Origin of the sequence: Nonomuraea sp. NPDC050202, from assembly GCF_040656115.1 — a bacterium.
Taxonomy (GTDB): domain Bacteria; phylum Actinomycetota; class Actinomycetes; order Streptosporangiales; family Streptosporangiaceae; genus Nonomuraea.
On the sequence record NZ_JBFALF010000006.1, the window covers coordinates 205,845 to 219,675 of the forward strand.

14 protein-coding genes are annotated in these 13,831 nt (G+C 70.5%); 5 read left to right on the forward strand and 9 right to left on the reverse strand.

The window, feature by feature from the left end; genetic code table 11:
• Positions 1–98: 98 nt before the first annotated feature.
• The 3 genes from murA to purD form a co-directional block, all read right to left on the reverse strand.
• A complete protein-coding gene (murA, locus tag AB0I79_RS19925) occupies positions 99–1,364 on the reverse strand; it encodes a UDP-N-acetylglucosamine 1-carboxyvinyltransferase (RefSeq protein ID WP_357874859.1) in 1,266 nt (421 codons plus the stop codon).
• A 78-nt stretch (positions 1,365–1,442) separates the two neighbouring features.
• Entirely contained in the window at positions 1,443–2,279 is an 837-nt protein-coding gene (locus tag AB0I79_RS19930; protein WP_357874862.1) for a phosphoribosylaminoimidazolesuccinocarboxamide synthase, read from the reverse strand.
• Positions 2,276–3,490, reverse strand: coding sequence for a phosphoribosylamine--glycine ligase (gene purD, locus AB0I79_RS19935; RefSeq protein WP_357874865.1), 1,215 nt, complete (start codon positions 3,488–3,490; stop codon positions 2,276–2,278). The genes AB0I79_RS19930 and purD overlap by 4 nt, the downstream gene beginning before the upstream one ends.
• A gap of 359 nt (positions 3,491–3,849) precedes the next feature.
• On the opposite strand from purD, the gene corA reads away from it, so the two are divergent.
• On the forward strand, positions 3,850–4,959 hold the full coding sequence (gene corA / locus AB0I79_RS19940; RefSeq protein ID WP_357874868.1) for a magnesium/cobalt transporter CorA: 1,110 nt from the start codon (positions 3,850–3,852) through the stop codon (positions 4,957–4,959).
• On the opposite strand, the gene AB0I79_RS19945 is transcribed toward corA, so the two are convergent.
• The gene (locus AB0I79_RS19945) at positions 4,956–5,867 is read right to left on the reverse strand and encodes a glycerophosphodiester phosphodiesterase family protein (RefSeq protein ID WP_357874871.1); all 912 of its coding nucleotides are present in this window, start codon (positions 5,865–5,867) and stop codon (positions 4,956–4,958) included. The two genes, corA and AB0I79_RS19945, sit on opposite strands and share 4 nt — an antisense overlap.
• A 157-nt stretch (positions 5,868–6,024) precedes the next feature.
• Between AB0I79_RS19945 and AB0I79_RS19950 the strand changes: the two genes are divergently transcribed.
• Positions 6,025–6,636 carry a GNAT family N-acetyltransferase gene (locus AB0I79_RS19950; protein ID WP_357874874.1) on the forward strand — a complete coding sequence of 204 codons (612 nt, stop codon included), beginning with the start codon at positions 6,025–6,027 and terminating at the stop codon, positions 6,634–6,636.
• Here AB0I79_RS19950 and AB0I79_RS19955 read toward each other — a convergent pair.
• On the reverse strand, positions 6,617–7,957 hold the full coding sequence (locus AB0I79_RS19955; protein ID WP_357874877.1) for an FAD-binding oxidoreductase: 1,341 nt from the start codon (positions 7,955–7,957) through the stop codon (positions 6,617–6,619). The two genes, AB0I79_RS19950 and AB0I79_RS19955, sit on opposite strands and share 20 nt — an antisense overlap.
• Positions 7,958–8,008: 51 nt before the next feature.
• On the opposite strand from AB0I79_RS19955, the gene AB0I79_RS19960 reads away from it, so the two are divergent.
• On the forward strand, positions 8,009–8,962 hold the full coding sequence (locus tag AB0I79_RS19960) for a YafY family protein (protein ID WP_357874880.1): 954 nt from the start codon (positions 8,009–8,011) through the stop codon (positions 8,960–8,962).
• 38 nt (positions 8,963–9,000) lie between these two features.
• On the opposite strand, the gene AB0I79_RS19965 is transcribed toward AB0I79_RS19960, so the two are convergent.
• The 3 genes from AB0I79_RS19965 to fbaA all read right to left on the reverse strand — a co-directional run bounded on the left by AB0I79_RS19965 (position 9,001) and on the right by fbaA (position 11,850).
• Positions 9,001–10,284, reverse strand: a complete 1,284-nt coding sequence (locus tag AB0I79_RS19965; protein ID WP_357874882.1) for an adenylosuccinate synthase — start codon at positions 10,282–10,284, stop codon at positions 9,001–9,003.
• Between the two features lie 98 nt (positions 10,285–10,382).
• Positions 10,383–10,793 carry a DUF3151 domain-containing protein gene (locus AB0I79_RS19970; RefSeq protein ID WP_221525432.1) on the reverse strand — a complete coding sequence of 137 codons (411 nt, stop codon included), beginning with the start codon at positions 10,791–10,793 and terminating at the stop codon, positions 10,383–10,385.
• A gap of 34 nt (positions 10,794–10,827) precedes the next feature.
• Positions 10,828–11,850, reverse strand: a complete 1,023-nt coding sequence (gene fbaA / locus AB0I79_RS19975; protein ID WP_357874884.1) for a class II fructose-bisphosphate aldolase — start codon at positions 11,848–11,850, stop codon at positions 10,828–10,830.
• A 129-nt stretch (positions 11,851–11,979) separates the two neighbouring features.
• On the opposite strand from fbaA, the gene AB0I79_RS19980 reads away from it, so the two are divergent.
• Together AB0I79_RS19980 and AB0I79_RS19985 are read left to right on the forward strand one after the other, a co-directional pair.
• A complete protein-coding gene (locus tag AB0I79_RS19980; protein ID WP_357874886.1) occupies positions 11,980–12,693 on the forward strand; it encodes a VTT domain-containing protein in 714 nt (237 codons plus the stop codon).
• A 93-nt stretch (positions 12,694–12,786) separates the two neighbouring features.
• On the forward strand, positions 12,787–13,209 hold the full coding sequence (locus AB0I79_RS19985; protein ID WP_357874889.1) for a hypothetical protein: 423 nt from the start codon (positions 12,787–12,789) through the stop codon (positions 13,207–13,209).
• 55 nt (positions 13,210–13,264) lie between these two features.
• Here AB0I79_RS19985 and pyrE read toward each other — a convergent pair whose 3' ends face one another.
• Positions 13,265–13,798: an orotate phosphoribosyltransferase gene (gene pyrE / locus AB0I79_RS19990; RefSeq protein WP_357874891.1), complete on the reverse strand. Its 534-nt coding sequence runs from the start codon at positions 13,796–13,798 to the stop codon at positions 13,265–13,267.
• Between the last annotated feature and the right edge of the window lie 33 nt (positions 13,799–13,831).

The window sequence follows — 13,831 nt, forward strand, 5'->3', positions numbered from 1 at the left end:
GGGGGCCGTAATGTCACGCCCGACTTTTCCGGAAAGCCGTTCTGCTTGACCGCCCGACATCATGTTTTAGCAGCTCAACGAGGTATTTCTTGCGTTTTTTAGCGCTCGGAAATCTCTCGTGTAATGTCCGCCCCGAGAGCGCGCATTCGCGCGGCGAGATGCGCGTGACCGCGGTCGATCAGGTATCCCGAGTCGATCAGGGTCTCGCCTTCGGCCGCCAGACCCGCGAGCACGAGCGCGATCCCGGAGCGCAGATCGTGCGCCGTCACCTCGGTGCCCTTGAGCGGCGTGCGGCCGCGCACGATCGCCCGGCTGCCGTCGACCTCGACGTTGGCGCCCATCTTGTTCAGCTCGCCGGCCAGCGCGAAGCGGCCGTCGAAGATGCGCTCGTGGATGTAGCTGGTGCCCTCGGCCAGCGCCGCGACGGTCATCATCGGCGACTGCAGGTCGGTGGCGAATCCGGGGTAGGTGTCGGTGATGATGTTGATCGGGCGCAGCGGGCCGTCGCAACGGACGTGCAGGACGGCACCCTGCCGGTGGAACTCGACGCCCATCTGCTCCAGCTTGTAGCGGACGACCCCGAGGTCGAGGCCGGTGCCCACGAGGCTGACCTCGCCGCCGGTGAGCGCCGCCGCCATCGCGAAGACGCCGGCGTCGAGGCGGTCGGGCATCACGGTGTGCTCGACCGCGTGCAGCTCCTCGACGCCCTCGACGGTGATGAACCCGGTGCCGCCGCCGCTGATCCGCGCGCCCATCTTGGTGAGCATGTCGATGACGTCGAGCACCTCGGGCTCCAGCGCCGCGTTCTCGATCACGGTGGTGCCCCTGGCCAGGGCGGCGGCCATGATGAGGTTCTCCGTGCCGGTGTGCGAGGGGGTGTCGAGGTAGAGCGTGGCCCCGGTCAGGCCGGACGCCTTGACGTGGATGACGGTCTCGCCCTCGTCCACGATCGCGCCCAGCCGCTTGTAGCCGAGGTAGTGGAAGTCGAGGTTGCGGCTGCCGAGGTTGCAGCCGCCGACCCCTTCGACGATCGCCTCGCCGAGGCGGTGCAGCAGCGCGGGGGTGAACAGCACCGACCCGCGGAACCGCCTGGCGATCTCGGCGGGCAGGACGGGGCTGTTCACCCGGGAGGCGTCGATGACCAGCGTGCGCTCGGACTCGTGCAGCTCGACGTACGCCCCGACCGCCTCGGCCAGCTCGACCGCGCGGCGGACGTCCTCGATGATCGGCACGTTGCGCAGGACGGTGCGGCCTTTCGGGGCGAGCAGGGCCGCACCGATCATGGGAAGCACGGCGTTCTTCGCGCCCTGAATGAACGCGGTTCCACGCAGTGCGTTGCCACCGCGCACGCGGTAACGGACCATTCGTGCGGCTCCTTGAAATCAACGGTGAGGGCTCGATCGGGCCAACAGTAGTCGCTAACACCACATGACCCAGCCGAATCATCCGCTAAAGGAAGACCCCGTGACGCGCTCATACGCTTCTAGGTATCGCTGCCTGGTGCGCTCGACCACGTGGTCGGGGAGCCGAGGTGGTGGGTTTCCTGAGGCTTTGTCCCATCCGGATTCGGGCGATAGTAGCCAATCGCGTACAAATTGCTTGTCAAAAGAAGGCTGCGACCTTCCCGGCTGCCATTCGTCGGCCGGCCAGAAGCGCGAGGAGTCGGGGGTCAGCACCTCGTCGCCCAGGGTCAGCACGCCGTCGGTGTCCCAGCCCAGCTCGATCTTGGTGTCGGCCAGGATGATGCCCCGCTCGCGGGCGATCTCCGCCCCGCGCGTGTAGACGGCCAGCGTGATCCGCCGCAGCTCCGCCGCCACCTCGGCGCCGACCTCGGCCTCGACCCGCTCGTACGGGATCGGCTCGTCGTGCTGCCCCATGGGCGCCTTGGTGGACGGGGTGAAGATCGGCTCCGGCAGCCGCGACCCGTCCTCCAGCCCTTCGGGCAGCCGCACGCCGGACACCGTGCCGTCGGCGCGGTACTCGTTCAGCCCGCCCCCGGCCAGGTAACCCCTGGCCACGCACTCGACCTGGACCATCTTCAGCGGCCTGCACAGCACGCTGCGCGAGTCGTCGCCGGGCGCCACGACGTGGTTGGGCACGACGTCCTTGAGCTGGTCGAACCACCACAGCGACATCTGCGTGAGAATGGCCCCCTTGTCGGGGATCGCGGGCTCCAGGATGAAGTCGAAGGCCGACATGCGGTCGGAGGCGACCATCAGCAGCAGGCCCTCGTCGGTCTCGTAGAGGTCGCGTACCTTGCCGGAGTGCAGATGCTTCATCGGGCGATGTCCGTCCTGTGGAAGGAGCCGCGCATCGTGACCCGGCCGACGAGGTCGTAGGCCGCCTGCCGCGCGCTCTCCTGATCGGGGCCGTGGCCGACGACGCTGAGCACCCGCCCGCCGTTGGAGACGACGGCGTCGCCGTCCTGCTTCGTGCCGGCGTGCAGCACGTACGCGTTCTCCGCCGGCTCCAGCCCCGTGATCACGTCGCCCTTGACCGGCGACTCCGGATAGTTCTCCGCCGCGATCACCACGGTCACCGCCGAGCCGCCCCTGAACACCGGGTCGAGCCCCAGCTCGCCGGTCGCGGACGCCATCAGCAGCCCGCCCAGCGGCGTCTCCAGCCGGTCGAGGATCACCTGCGTCTCCGGGTCGCCGAACCGCGCGTTGAACTCGACGACCTTCGGCCCCTTGGCGGTCAGCGCCAGCCCGACGTAGAGCACCCCCTGGTACGGCAGCCCGCGCCGCGACAGCTCGCCGATCGTCGGGTGCACGACCTCCCGCATGACCTGCTCGGTCAGCCCGTCGGGCGCCCACGGCAGCGGCGTGTAGGCGCCCATGCCGCCGGTGTTGGGCCCCTCGTCGCCGTCGTAGGCCCGCTTGAAGTCCTGGGCGAGCTGCAACGGCACGGCCGTGCTCCCGTCGCACAGCGCGAACAGCGACACCTCGGGCCCGTCGAGGTACTCCTCGATCACCACCCGTTCGCACGCCACCGCGTGCGCGAGCGCCTTGGCCCTGTCACCGGTGACGACCACGCCCTTGCCCGCGGCCAGCCCGTCGTCCTTGACCACGTACGGGGCGCCGAACTCGTCGAGCGCCGCCGCGGCCTCCGCCTCGGTGGTGCACGTCCTGGACCGCGCGGTGGGTACGTCGGCCGCCTGCATGATCTCCTTGGCGAACGCCTTGGAGCCCTCGATCATGGCCGCGTCCCTGGACGGCCCGAAGCAGGCGAAGCCCGCCTCGCGCACCGCGTCGCTCACCCCCGCCACGAGCGGCGCCTCCGGCCCGACCACCACGAGGTCGACCCGCAGCCGCCCGGCCAGCGCGGCGACCTCCCCTGGGTCGAGCGGATCGACGGCGTGTACGGTCGCGACCTGCGCGATGCCAGGGTTGCCTGGCGCGCAGTGGAGCTCGCTGACCTGGGGATCGAGGCTGAGTGAACGGCACAGGGCGTGCTCACGCCCTCCGGAACCAATGACTAGAACGCGCACGCGCTCCATTGTCGCAGGCCCGCCGCCTGGCGCACGCTCAGGTCGCCAGGACACCAAATGCCGGAATAGGCAAGGAACTTTGTGGAGTTCTACCTGAGCCAAGGCCCTCCAGCCGAGTATCGTCAGTTTGGTTCACCCGCCTGTGGTAACTTAGGGCGGCTTTATGGCGTCTCGTGCGATTGGAGGTGGTCCGGGATGAATCCTGGTGATCCCAGCAGTACGTGCTTCCACACGTACGGCCCGCGTACCCCCGACCACTCCAATCCGGCAGCCTGATCGTGCCTCCACGCCATATCTGTGTTGATTGAGGTGACTTCATCGCGCGTGGAGCGTCCCTGGTCGGGCGGAAAGGGACTGCCATGCGCTCGTCCACCCTTCTCCGTCGCATCAACCGTCACCCGGTGCCGTCGCGCGCCCCGCACGCGCTCCCGAAGCCTGTGCGCGAGGTCTGCGTGCCGCCGGTCGATTCGCTAGTCGAGTTCGGCGCCTACATCCAGGGCAAGAAGGTCACGGCTCCTGGCATCGTCGAGGCGCTCGGCCTCGTACGCGCGCACAACGAGAGCAACGACGGCGCCCGCGCGTTCGTCTGGGTGGGCCTGCACGAGCCGGCCGCACCCGAGGTGGAGTGGCTCTCCGAGGTCTTCGGCCTGCACCCGCTGGCCGTCGAGGACGCCGTCAAGGCCCACCAGCGGCCCAAGGTCGAGCGGTACGGCGAGTCGCTGTTCATGGTGCTCAAGACCATCGCCTACCTCGACCACGACGAGCTGACCGCCACCAGCGAGATCATCGCCACCGGCGAGATCATGGTGTTCCTCGGCCCGGACTTCGTGGTGACGGTGCGCCACGGCGCGCACTGCTCGCTCGCCGGGGTCCGCGAGCGCCTGGAGGACAAGCCGAAGCTGATGAACCGCGGCCCGGCGGGCGTCCTGCACGCCATCTCCGACCATGTCGTCGACCAGTACCTGCAGGTGGCCGACCTCATGCAGCTGGAGCTGGAAGAGGTGGAGGCGACCGTGTTCGCGGACGTCAGCTCCCGCGACATCAACCGGATCTACCAGCTCAAGCGCGAGATGCTGGAGATGAAGCGGGCCATAACGCCGCTGCAGGCGCCCATGGCCGCGCTGCCCCAGCGCCGCGTCATCCCCTCGGAGATCCGCGACTACTTCCGCGACGTCGGGGACCACCTGTCACGCGTGTGCGAGCAGGTCGAGTCCTCCAACGAGCTGTGCAGCTCGATCCTGCAGGCCGCGCTGGCCCGCTCGAACGCCCTCGCCAACGAGGACATGCGGAAGATCTCGTCCTGGGTGGCCATCCTGGCCGTGCCCACCATGATCGCCGGCATCTATGGCATGAACTTCGACTTCATGCCGGAGACCAAGGCGGTCTGGGGGTATCCGGCGGTGCTGGCCGTGATGGTCACGGTCTGCGTGCTGCTGCACCGCGGCTTCCGCCGCAACGGCTGGCTCTAGACGCCCACGGGCCTGAGCGGGGCGACCGGCTCCGGCAGCTCCAGCCCTCGCTCCCGCCACAACTCCCGCATCCGGTCGGGGTAGTCGGTGACGATCCCGGCCACCCCCAGGTCCAGCATCCTGGCGCCGAGGGCCTGGTCGTTGACGGTCCAGACGGCCACGTCGAGCCCGGCGGCGGCCGCCTGCGCCATCAGCGCCTCGTCCACCATGACGTGCTCGGGGGAGAGCGTGGTGGCGCCGGCGTCACGCGCGGCGGCCGGCACGTCGCCGCCGTGGACGGTGCCCTCGTTCCAGTGCAGGGTGTCCAGCTCGATCAGCGCGAAGCGCCGCGTGCCAGGAGCGATCTTGGCGGCGTGCGCGATGACGCGCCAGTCGAAGCTGAGGATGGCGGCGTTGCCGAGCCTGCCGTGCCGGTCGAGCTCCTCGATCACCATCTCGGTGAACAGCTCGGGGTCGGCCGTCAGCTCCGGCCGGGTCGGGTCGGACTTCAGCTCGACGTGCATCCGCACGCCCTCGGCGTCGTAGGCGCCCGCCAGGCCGAGCACCGCGCCGAGCGTCGGCATGCGGGTCTCGGGCATGGCGACCTGCGTCAGCGCGAACGGGTCGTCGGGGTGCCGCGGCAGCCGCACGCCCACGTCGAGCGTGCGGAGCTGGGCCAGGGTGAGCGAGTTGATCGGCCTGCCGACGTACGGGTAGAGCGGGTCGCCGGCGTGCAGCGGCCGCCGGTCGGCGCTGGTGACCGCGGAGACCGTGAGATCGTGCGTGAGCACGAGGCGCCGGTCGGCGGTGAGCGCGACGTCGAACTCGAGCGCATGCACGCCCAGCTCCATCGTGCGGCTCAGCCCGGGCAGGGTGTTCTCCGGCCAGAGGCCGCGAGCCCCCCGGTGACCATGAATCTCAACGCGCACAACCGGGACCCTACCTGGCACGGGGCATGTCGCGGCGGTGCCACGCCGTGTCCTTTTTATCCTGCTACGCCCGGTCGTGGTGTTCCGGCCAGACAATAGGCTGTTCTCTATGACGGAGGTCCTCAAAGATGCCCATTTCCCGACAGTTCGGGCATGGGTGGAGGGGTGGGTCATCTCCCGCAACGCCCCCAGACCCGTACGCGAGCCCTGGGGCCTCCGCGTGGACGTGGGCCTGCCCGGCCACGTGGCCAGGCACATCGTGGCCGCCCCGACCCCGGAGACCCTCCGCCGCCTCACGGCCACGCTCACCACTCCCGGCACCTGGCTCAAGCTCTGCGCCCCCGCCGAAGCCGTCGCCCCGCTGCTGACCTCGGGCTGGGCCGTCCAGGAGCCGGAGTTCATGATGACGGCCCCGCTGGCGCGCCACCCCGCTCCGATGGCTCCGGACGGCTACCACCTGGCCATCACCACCAGGGCAGGCGTCACGGCGGCCCGCCTGCTGACGGGGGCGGGCGAGGTCGCGGCGCGCGGCCAGTTCGCGGTCGCGGGCGCGACGGCCGTCGTGGACCAGGTCGAGACGGCCGCCGGCCACCGCCGGCGCGGGCTGGGCACGGTCGTCATGAGGACCATCGCCGCCACGGCCGCCTCGATGGGCGCCCGCACGGGCGTCCTGGTCGCCACCGCCCAAGGTCAGGCGCTGTACTCGACCCTCGGCTGGAGCCTGCACACGCCCGTGACGGCGGCCGTCCTCACCGCACCCGGTAGGTGATCCCGAAGGTGCCGCGGGGGTCGTACACGGCCTTGAGCGCGGTCAGGCGCTCCAGGTCGGCCGGGTCGTAGGCGCTGCGCACCTGCTCGGGCCCCGCGTCCTCCCCGTGCCCCATGAGGTTGAGGAAGCGGCCCACGCTCCACGGCGCCAGCGCCCGCACCAGCTCCTTCGCCCTGGGCTCCGCACCCGGGTGCAGCTCCACCAGCAGGTAACGCGCGTCCCGGTGTCCGACGGCGTTCGGATGGGCGGGCGGCCGGGACAGAGCGCCGCCGAGATGGCGCAGCTCCACGATCAGGTCGCCCTGCCCGATCCGCTCGTCGATCGTCCGGATCGCCGCGTCGTCCGGCTCGCCCAGCAGGACGTCGTCGGAGGTCCACGGCATGGGCACCGGCGGGTCGTCGTGGATGGAGGCGCACTCGGCGTACGGCAGGTCGCGCAGCGTCTCCATCAGTCTGGGGCCGATCGCGCGCAGCGGCTCGACCAGCCGCTCGCCCTCCTCCGGCGGCCCCGTGAACGCGACCCGCACGTGCAGGACCCGCCTGCCGCGCAGTTCCTCCGGCACGCCGGGTACGTCGGGGAACGGGATCAGCGCCACCGAGGAGTTCATCCGCTCCGGCACGGTGCCCGTCCAGCGCAGGTAGGCCGCCAGGACGCCCGGCACCTCGGCGGCGTCGAAGAACAGCCCGCCGCCGTAGAGCCGGGCCACCGGCACCAGGCCGAACTCCAGGCCGGTCACGATCCCGAAGTTGTCCCTGCCGCCGAGCAGCGCCCAGTACAGGTCCGGCTCGCCGTCCGGGGTGACGTGCCGCAGCCGCCCGTCCGCCGTCACCACGTCCATGCCGAGCACCCGGTCGGCGGCGTAGCCGTGGCTGCGGCCGAGCAGGGGGAGCCCGCCGCCGAGGGTGTAACCCAGCACGCCGACGTGCGGCGCCGACCCGTTCAGCGGGGCCAGCCCGTACGGCGCCGCCCGCTCGATCACGTCCCCCCACCGGGCCCCGGCGCCCACCCGCGCCGTACACGTCTCCGGATCCACCCGCACGTCCGTCATGCGCCGCGTGGAGACCAGCACCCCGCCCTCGGCCGCCACCGAGATCCCGTGCCCGGTGCCCTGCACCGCCACCGCGAGCCCGCGTGCCGCGGCGAACTCGACGGCGGCTCGCACGTCGCCCGCTCCCACGGCGCCGACGATCACGTCGGGCGCGTGCCGCGCGGCGAGGTTGAAGCCGGTGCGCTCCTCGTCGTACCCCTCGTCACCCGGCCGCAGAACCGGCCCCGCCACCCGGTCGATCAGGGCCTTCACGTCGTTGTCGAAGTCGTTCATGAGGCCGAGTGTGGCGGCATAACTTGACAGCCGCCGTCATATATTGGGGCCGTGAAGTTCGACCGGCTGCTGTCGATCGTGCTGCTGCTCCAGCACCGCGACCTGGTCCCGGCCAAGGAGCTCGCCGAGCGGCTGGAGGTGTCGCCGCGCACGATCTACCGCGACGTCGAGGCGCTGTCGGCGGCAGGCGTGCCCGTCTACGCCGAGCGGGGCAAGCACGGCGGGGTCGGGCTGCTGGCCGGGTTCCGCACCGACGTCACCGGGCTCACCACCGACGAGGCCCGCGCGCTGTTCGTGCTGGCCTCCCGCAGCGCGCACTCGGCGCTCGGGCTGGACCGGGCGCTGTCCTCGGCGCTGCGCAAGGTGATGGCCGCCCTGCCCGCCCCGCACCGGCCGGCGGCCGAGCTGACCAGCCGGCGCATCCTCGTCGACCCCGACCGGTGGATGGCCCCGTCACGCGCCGAGCCCGACCTGGAGACCCTGCACACCGCCGTGCTCACCGACCGCAGGCTGCGCATCCGCTACCGGCACAGCGGCAGCACGGAGCTCGCCACCTACACGGTGGACCCGTACGGGCTGGTGGCCAAGGCCGGCGTCTGGTACCTCGTCGCCGACCACCGGGGCCGGCCGCGGCTGTTCCGCGCCGACCGCATGCCGGGCGTCACCGTCACCGCCGCGGAGGCGCGCCGCCGCGAGGGCGTGGAGCTCCAGGAGGTCTGGGACGACCTGCGGCGCCGGGTGGAGGACAGGAACGACGAGGTACGCGTGTCCGTCCGGGTGCTGGCGGCCCGGCTCGACATGTTCACCCGCATCGCGGGCGGCTACTTCACCGGCACGCCCGTCGCGGGCGGCGACGGCTGGGCGCGGGTCGAGCTGGCCTACCCGCTGGTCGGAGCCGTCCGCCAGCTGCTGCAGTTCGGCCCCGACGTCGAGGTCATGGAGCCGCCCGAGGCCCGCGCGGAGATGGCCAGGGCGGCCGCCGAGATCTCCGCGCGGTACACGTGAACCGCCGGTCCGGCGGGCCGGACCGGCGGTTCACGCACTCAGACGAGCGAGCGCACCACGATCGTCTGGTCGCGGCCGGGGCCGACACCGATGGCGGAGATCGGCGCGCCGCTCATCTCCTCCAGCGTGCGCACGTACGCCTGCGCGTTCGGCGGCAGGTCCTCGAACGACTTGGCGCTGGAGATGTCCTCCTGCCAGCCGGGGAACTCCTCGTAGATCGGCTTGGCGTGGTGGAAGTCGGTCTGCGTCATGGGGATCTCGTCGTGCCGCACGCCGTCCACCTCGTACGCCACGCACACCGGGATCCGCTCCAGGCCCGACAGCACGTCCAGCTTGGTCAGGAAGTAGTCGGTGACGCCGTTGATGCGGGTGGCGTACCGGGCGATCACCGCGTCGAACCAGCCGCAGCGGCGGTTGCGGCCGGTCGTGACGCCGTACTCGCCGCCGGTCGTGCGCAGCCAGTCGCCCATCTCGTCCGTCAGCTCGGTCGGGAACGGGCCCGACCCGACGCGGGTGGTGTACGCCTTCAGGATGCCGATGATCTTCGTGAGCCGGTTCGGCGGGATGCCGGCGCCCGCGCACGCGCCGCCCGACGTCGGAGAGGACGACGTGACGAACGGGTACGTGCCGTGGTCGATGTCGAGCAGCGTGCCCTGACCACCCTCGAGCAGCACGAACTTGCCCTCGTCCAGCGCCTTCGACAGCACCAGCGAGGTGTCCGCGATGTGCGGCTTGAGCCGCTCGGCGTAGGCGAGGTACTCCTCCAGCACCTGCGCCGGCTCGATGCCGCGCCGGTTGTAGACCTTGGTCAGCACCTGGTTCTTCTCGGTCAGCGCGACCTCGATCTTCTTGGCCAGGATCCCCGGGTCGAGCAGGTCCTGCACGCGCACGCCCATGCGGTAGATCTTGTCGCCGTACGCCGGCCCGATGCCGCGTCCGGTCGTGCCGATCTTCGCCTTGCCCAGGTAGCGCTCGGTGACCTTGTCGAGTGCCTTGTGGTGCGGCATGATCAGGTGCGCGTTCGCGCTGATCAGCAGCCGTTCGGCGGAGATGCCCCGCGCGGCCAGCCCGTCGATCTCGCTGAGCAGCACCCCCGGGTCGATCACCACGCCGTTGCCGATGACGGGCACCACCTCCGGCGACAGGATCCCCGTGGGGAGCAGGTGCAGCGCGTACTTCTGGTCACCGATGACCACGGTGTGTCCCGCGTTGTTGCCCCCCTGATAGCGGACGACGTAGTCGACGTCGCCACCGAGCAGGTCGGTGGCCTTGCCCTTGCCCTCATCGCCCCACTGGGCACCAACGAGAACGGCAGCCGGCATGGTTCAGTCTCCCGAGCACAAAACGAAACCCCTGGCGCAAGCGCGACAGGGGCTCTTGCGTAGAGAGACTACCCGAACGTGCCTATTCGTCCCAAGGGCTAGCCCTTGGTCAGCGCGTCGTACCCGCTCTCGGTGCTGTCCTTGAGGAACTGCAGGCACCGTTCGGCCTCGTCCTTCTCGCCGATCGCCTGCGCCGCCCTGGACAGGGCGTACAGGCAGCGCAGGAACCCCCGGTTCGGCTCGTGCTCCCACGGGATGGGGCCGTGCCCCTTCCAGCCGTTGCGGCGGAGCGCGTCGAGCCCGCGGTGGTAACCGGTACGGGCGAAGGCATAGGAGGTCACGGCGTGCCCCTGGGCGAAGTACTCCTCCGCGAGAGCGGCCCAGGCCGCCGGGTGAGCGGGGAAACGGGCGGCCACGTCTGAGGCCTTGACGCCCGACTCCAGCGCCTCCCTGGCCTCGGGCAGGTCCGGCAGGTGAGTCGGGGGCGGCCCGGCGAGAAGGTTATCCATAGGACAAGTCATACCCGCCGGGCCGCTGAACTGGCTAGGAGATCTTCGTCCCAGCGCTCTTCAGGCTCTGGCACGCCTCCACCACGCGGGCGGCCATCCCGGCCTCGGCGGCCTTGCCGTACGAGCGGGGGTCGTAGGTCTTCTTGTTGCCGACGTCGCCGTCGACCTTCAGCACGCCGTCGTAGTTCTTGAACATGTGGTCCGCGATCGGGCGGGTGAAGGCGTACTGCGTGTCGGTGTCGACGTTCATCTTGACGACGCCGTACGAGATGGCCTCGTGGATCTCCTCCAGCAGCGAGCCGGAGCCGCCGTGGAAGACCAGGTCGAATGGCTTGTCCTTGCCGTACTTGGCGCCCACCGCGTCCTGGATCTCCTTCAGCACGCTCGGCCGCAGCTTGACGTGCCCCGGCTTGTAGACGCCGTGCACGTTGCCGAACGTGGCGGCCAGCATGTAGCGGCCCTTGTCGCCGACGCCCACGGCCTCGGCCGTGGCCAGCGCGTCCTCCGCCGTCGTGTAGAGCTTCTCGTTGATCTCGCCGACGACGCCGTCCTCCTCGCCGCCGACGACGCCGATCTCCATCTCCATGATGATCCGCGCCCTGGCGCACTTCTCCAGGAGCTCCTTGGCGATCTCCAGGTTCTCGTCCAGCAGGACGGCCGAGCCGTCCCACATGTGCGACTGGAAGAGCGGGTCGAGGCCCCTCGACACCCGCTCCAGGGAGATGTCGATCAGCGGCCGCATGAAGCCGTCGAGCTTGTCCTTCGGACAGTGGTCGGTGTGCAGCGCCACCGTGACGGGATACTTGGCGGCCACCACCCTGGCGTACTCGGCCAGCGCCGTCGCGCCCGTGACCATGTCCTTGACCGTCGTCCCTGAGAGGAACTCCGCGCCACCCGTCGAGACCTGCACGATGCCGTCGCTCTCGGCCTCGGCGAAGCCGCGCAGGGCGGCGTTCAGCGTCTGCGAGGACGTCACGTTGATCGCCGGATAGGCGAATCCACCGGCCTTGGCCCGGTCGAGCATCTCAGCGTAGATCTCTGGAGTCGCAATAGGCATGATTCATCTCCCTGAGAAGTTGCGGCTGCGCGCCAGGGCCCAGTATTCCGGCTCCCTACCCGCTCGGGTAGAGACGACGCGTGGTTGTTGGCCATGTCGTCCACCCCTGCTACAGGTAGGCTCCTCGTCGTGGACTGGCTTCTGAATCTCCTCGACCCCACCTGGTGGCTGACGATTTTGGGCGCGTTCGCCACCATCGGCGTTCTCGCGATCATCTTCGCCGAGACGGGTCTGCTGCTCGGGTTCTTCCTGCCCGGCGACTCGCTGCTGGTGGCTGCGGGGATTTTCAGCTCGGCGTCGGTAGCCACGGGAATGGGCATCGAGCCCCTCTCGTTCCCCGTCCTGCTGATCGGCACGCCCCTGTGCGCGATCGCCGGCGCGCAACTCGGGCATTTCCTCGGGGCGCGATTCGGCCGCAAACTCTTCGACAAACCGGATTCGCGGTTGTTCAAGCGGGAGCACGTGCTGCGGGCCGAGGTGTTCTTCGAGAAGTTCGGTCCCGCCAAGGCGGTGATTCTGGCCAGGTTCGTGCCGATCGTGCGCACGTTCATGAATCCCGTCGCGGGCGTGCTGGAGATGACCCCCAAGCGCTTCTTGTTGTGGAACGTCGTCGGCGGCATCGTCTGGGTCGAAGGCCTCATCCTGCTCGGCCACTTCCTCGGCGGCCAGGTCGATCCCAAGCAGATCGACCGCTACATCCTTCCCGGCGTCTTCGTGATCGTCTTCATCTCCCTGATCCCGATCATGGTCGAGGCCGTCAAGCACCGCCGCGCCGCCAAGCAGCTCCCGGTCCCCAACGGCAAGCACCACCGCGTCCCCTCCAGCTTCGACGGCCAGCTCTGACGCCCGTCCCGGGCGGGGCGACCGGCGACACACGGCGACGGCGGATCACCGCAAGGTACGCTGCCCCTTGTGGGACGCCACAGGTCAGATCCGATGGGCCTCGCCCGATTAGCGCTCGCCGTCCTGGCGGTGGGAGCCGTGGTGGTGCTCCTGGTCATCGGCGGTCGCGCGCTCCTCGACCTCCTGGACACGCCGCCTCCCGACCGCGAGCCCGCCGCCGCCCCAGCCTCCGGCACGGCCACCGGCCCGGCCACTGGCACGGCCTCCACCGCGCAGGTCCCCACCGTGCGCATCGAATGCGTCGTCGAGACCTGCCCCCTCGTCACGGTCCGCGTGCCGGGGGGTGACGTGCTGCAGCACCGGGAGATGAGCAGGGGCGAGGAGGTCCGCTACTTCGAGCCGGAGCTCGACGTCGTCCTCAGCGACGCGGGCACGGTCCGCGTCACGGAGAACGGCGTCCCGCGCGCCCAGGGCAGAGCCGGCGCCCGCGAGGCCTTCACCGTCCGCGGCAACTGACCCCTCGCCCACCCGCACCCACCTCCGCGCCCGCGCGCCGAGGGCGGTGAGACGGTCAGAGGCCCAGGTCCTCCAGGGTGTAGGCCGTCCGGTACTCCAGCCCCTCGCCCTCGACCCGCTCCCGAGCCCCCCGATCGACGATCGTCGCCACGGCCACCACCTCGGCCCCCGCCTCCCGCAGCGCCTCCACGGCGGTCAGCGGCGAGCCGCCGGTGGTGGAGGTGTCCTCCACGGCGAGCACGCGCCGCCCCTTCACCTCGGGCCCTTCGATGCGCCGCTGCATCCCGTGCCCCTTCTGCGCCTTGCGCACCACGAACGCGTCCAGCGCCCGCCCCCGGGCCGCCGCCGCGTGGAGCATCGCGACCGCGACAGGGTCGGCGCCCATCGTGAGCCCGCCCACCGCCTCGTAGTCGAGGTCGGCCGTGAGGTCGAGCATCACGCTGCCGACGAGCGGCGCGGCCACGCCGTCGAGCGTGATGCGGCGCAGGTCGAGGTAGAAGTCGGCCTCCTTGCCCGAGGAGAGCGTGACCTTGCCGTGGACGATGGCCTTGCTCTTGATCTCGGCCAGCAGGTTGTCGCGATCAGTCATGCGTCCAAGCTTAGGACCCGCCGCCGTCGCCAC

Excerpts from the sequence above, each read along its gene's own strand:
- murA (WP_357874859.1), bottom strand. The coding sequence starts at position 1,364 with ATGGTCCGTTACCGCGTGCGCGGTGGCAACGCACTGCGTGGAACCGCG.
- AB0I79_RS19930 (WP_357874862.1), bottom strand. The coding sequence starts at position 2,279 with ATGAAGCATCTGCACTCCGGCAAGGTACGCGACCTCTACGAGACCGAC.
- corA (WP_357874868.1), top strand. The coding sequence starts at position 3,850 with ATGCGCTCGTCCACCCTTCTCCGTCGCATCAACCGTCACCCGGTGCCG.
- AB0I79_RS19955 (WP_357874877.1), bottom strand. The coding sequence starts at position 7,957 with ATGAACGACTTCGACAACGACGTGAAGGCCCTGATCGACCGGGTGGCG.
- AB0I79_RS19965 (WP_357874882.1), bottom strand. The coding sequence starts at position 10,284 with ATGCCGGCTGCCGTTCTCGTTGGTGCCCAGTGGGGCGATGAGGGCAAG.
- AB0I79_RS19970 (WP_221525432.1), bottom strand. The coding sequence starts at position 10,793 with ATGGATAACCTTCTCGCCGGGCCGCCCCCGACTCACCTGCCGGACCTG.
- fbaA (WP_357874884.1), bottom strand. The coding sequence starts at position 11,850 with ATGCCTATTGCGACTCCAGAGATCTACGCTGAGATGCTCGACCGGGCC.
- AB0I79_RS19985 (WP_357874889.1), top strand. The coding sequence starts at position 12,787 with ATGGGCCTCGCCCGATTAGCGCTCGCCGTCCTGGCGGTGGGAGCCGTG.
- pyrE (WP_357874891.1), bottom strand. The coding sequence starts at position 13,798 with ATGACTGATCGCGACAACCTGCTGGCCGAGATCAAGAGCAAGGCCATC.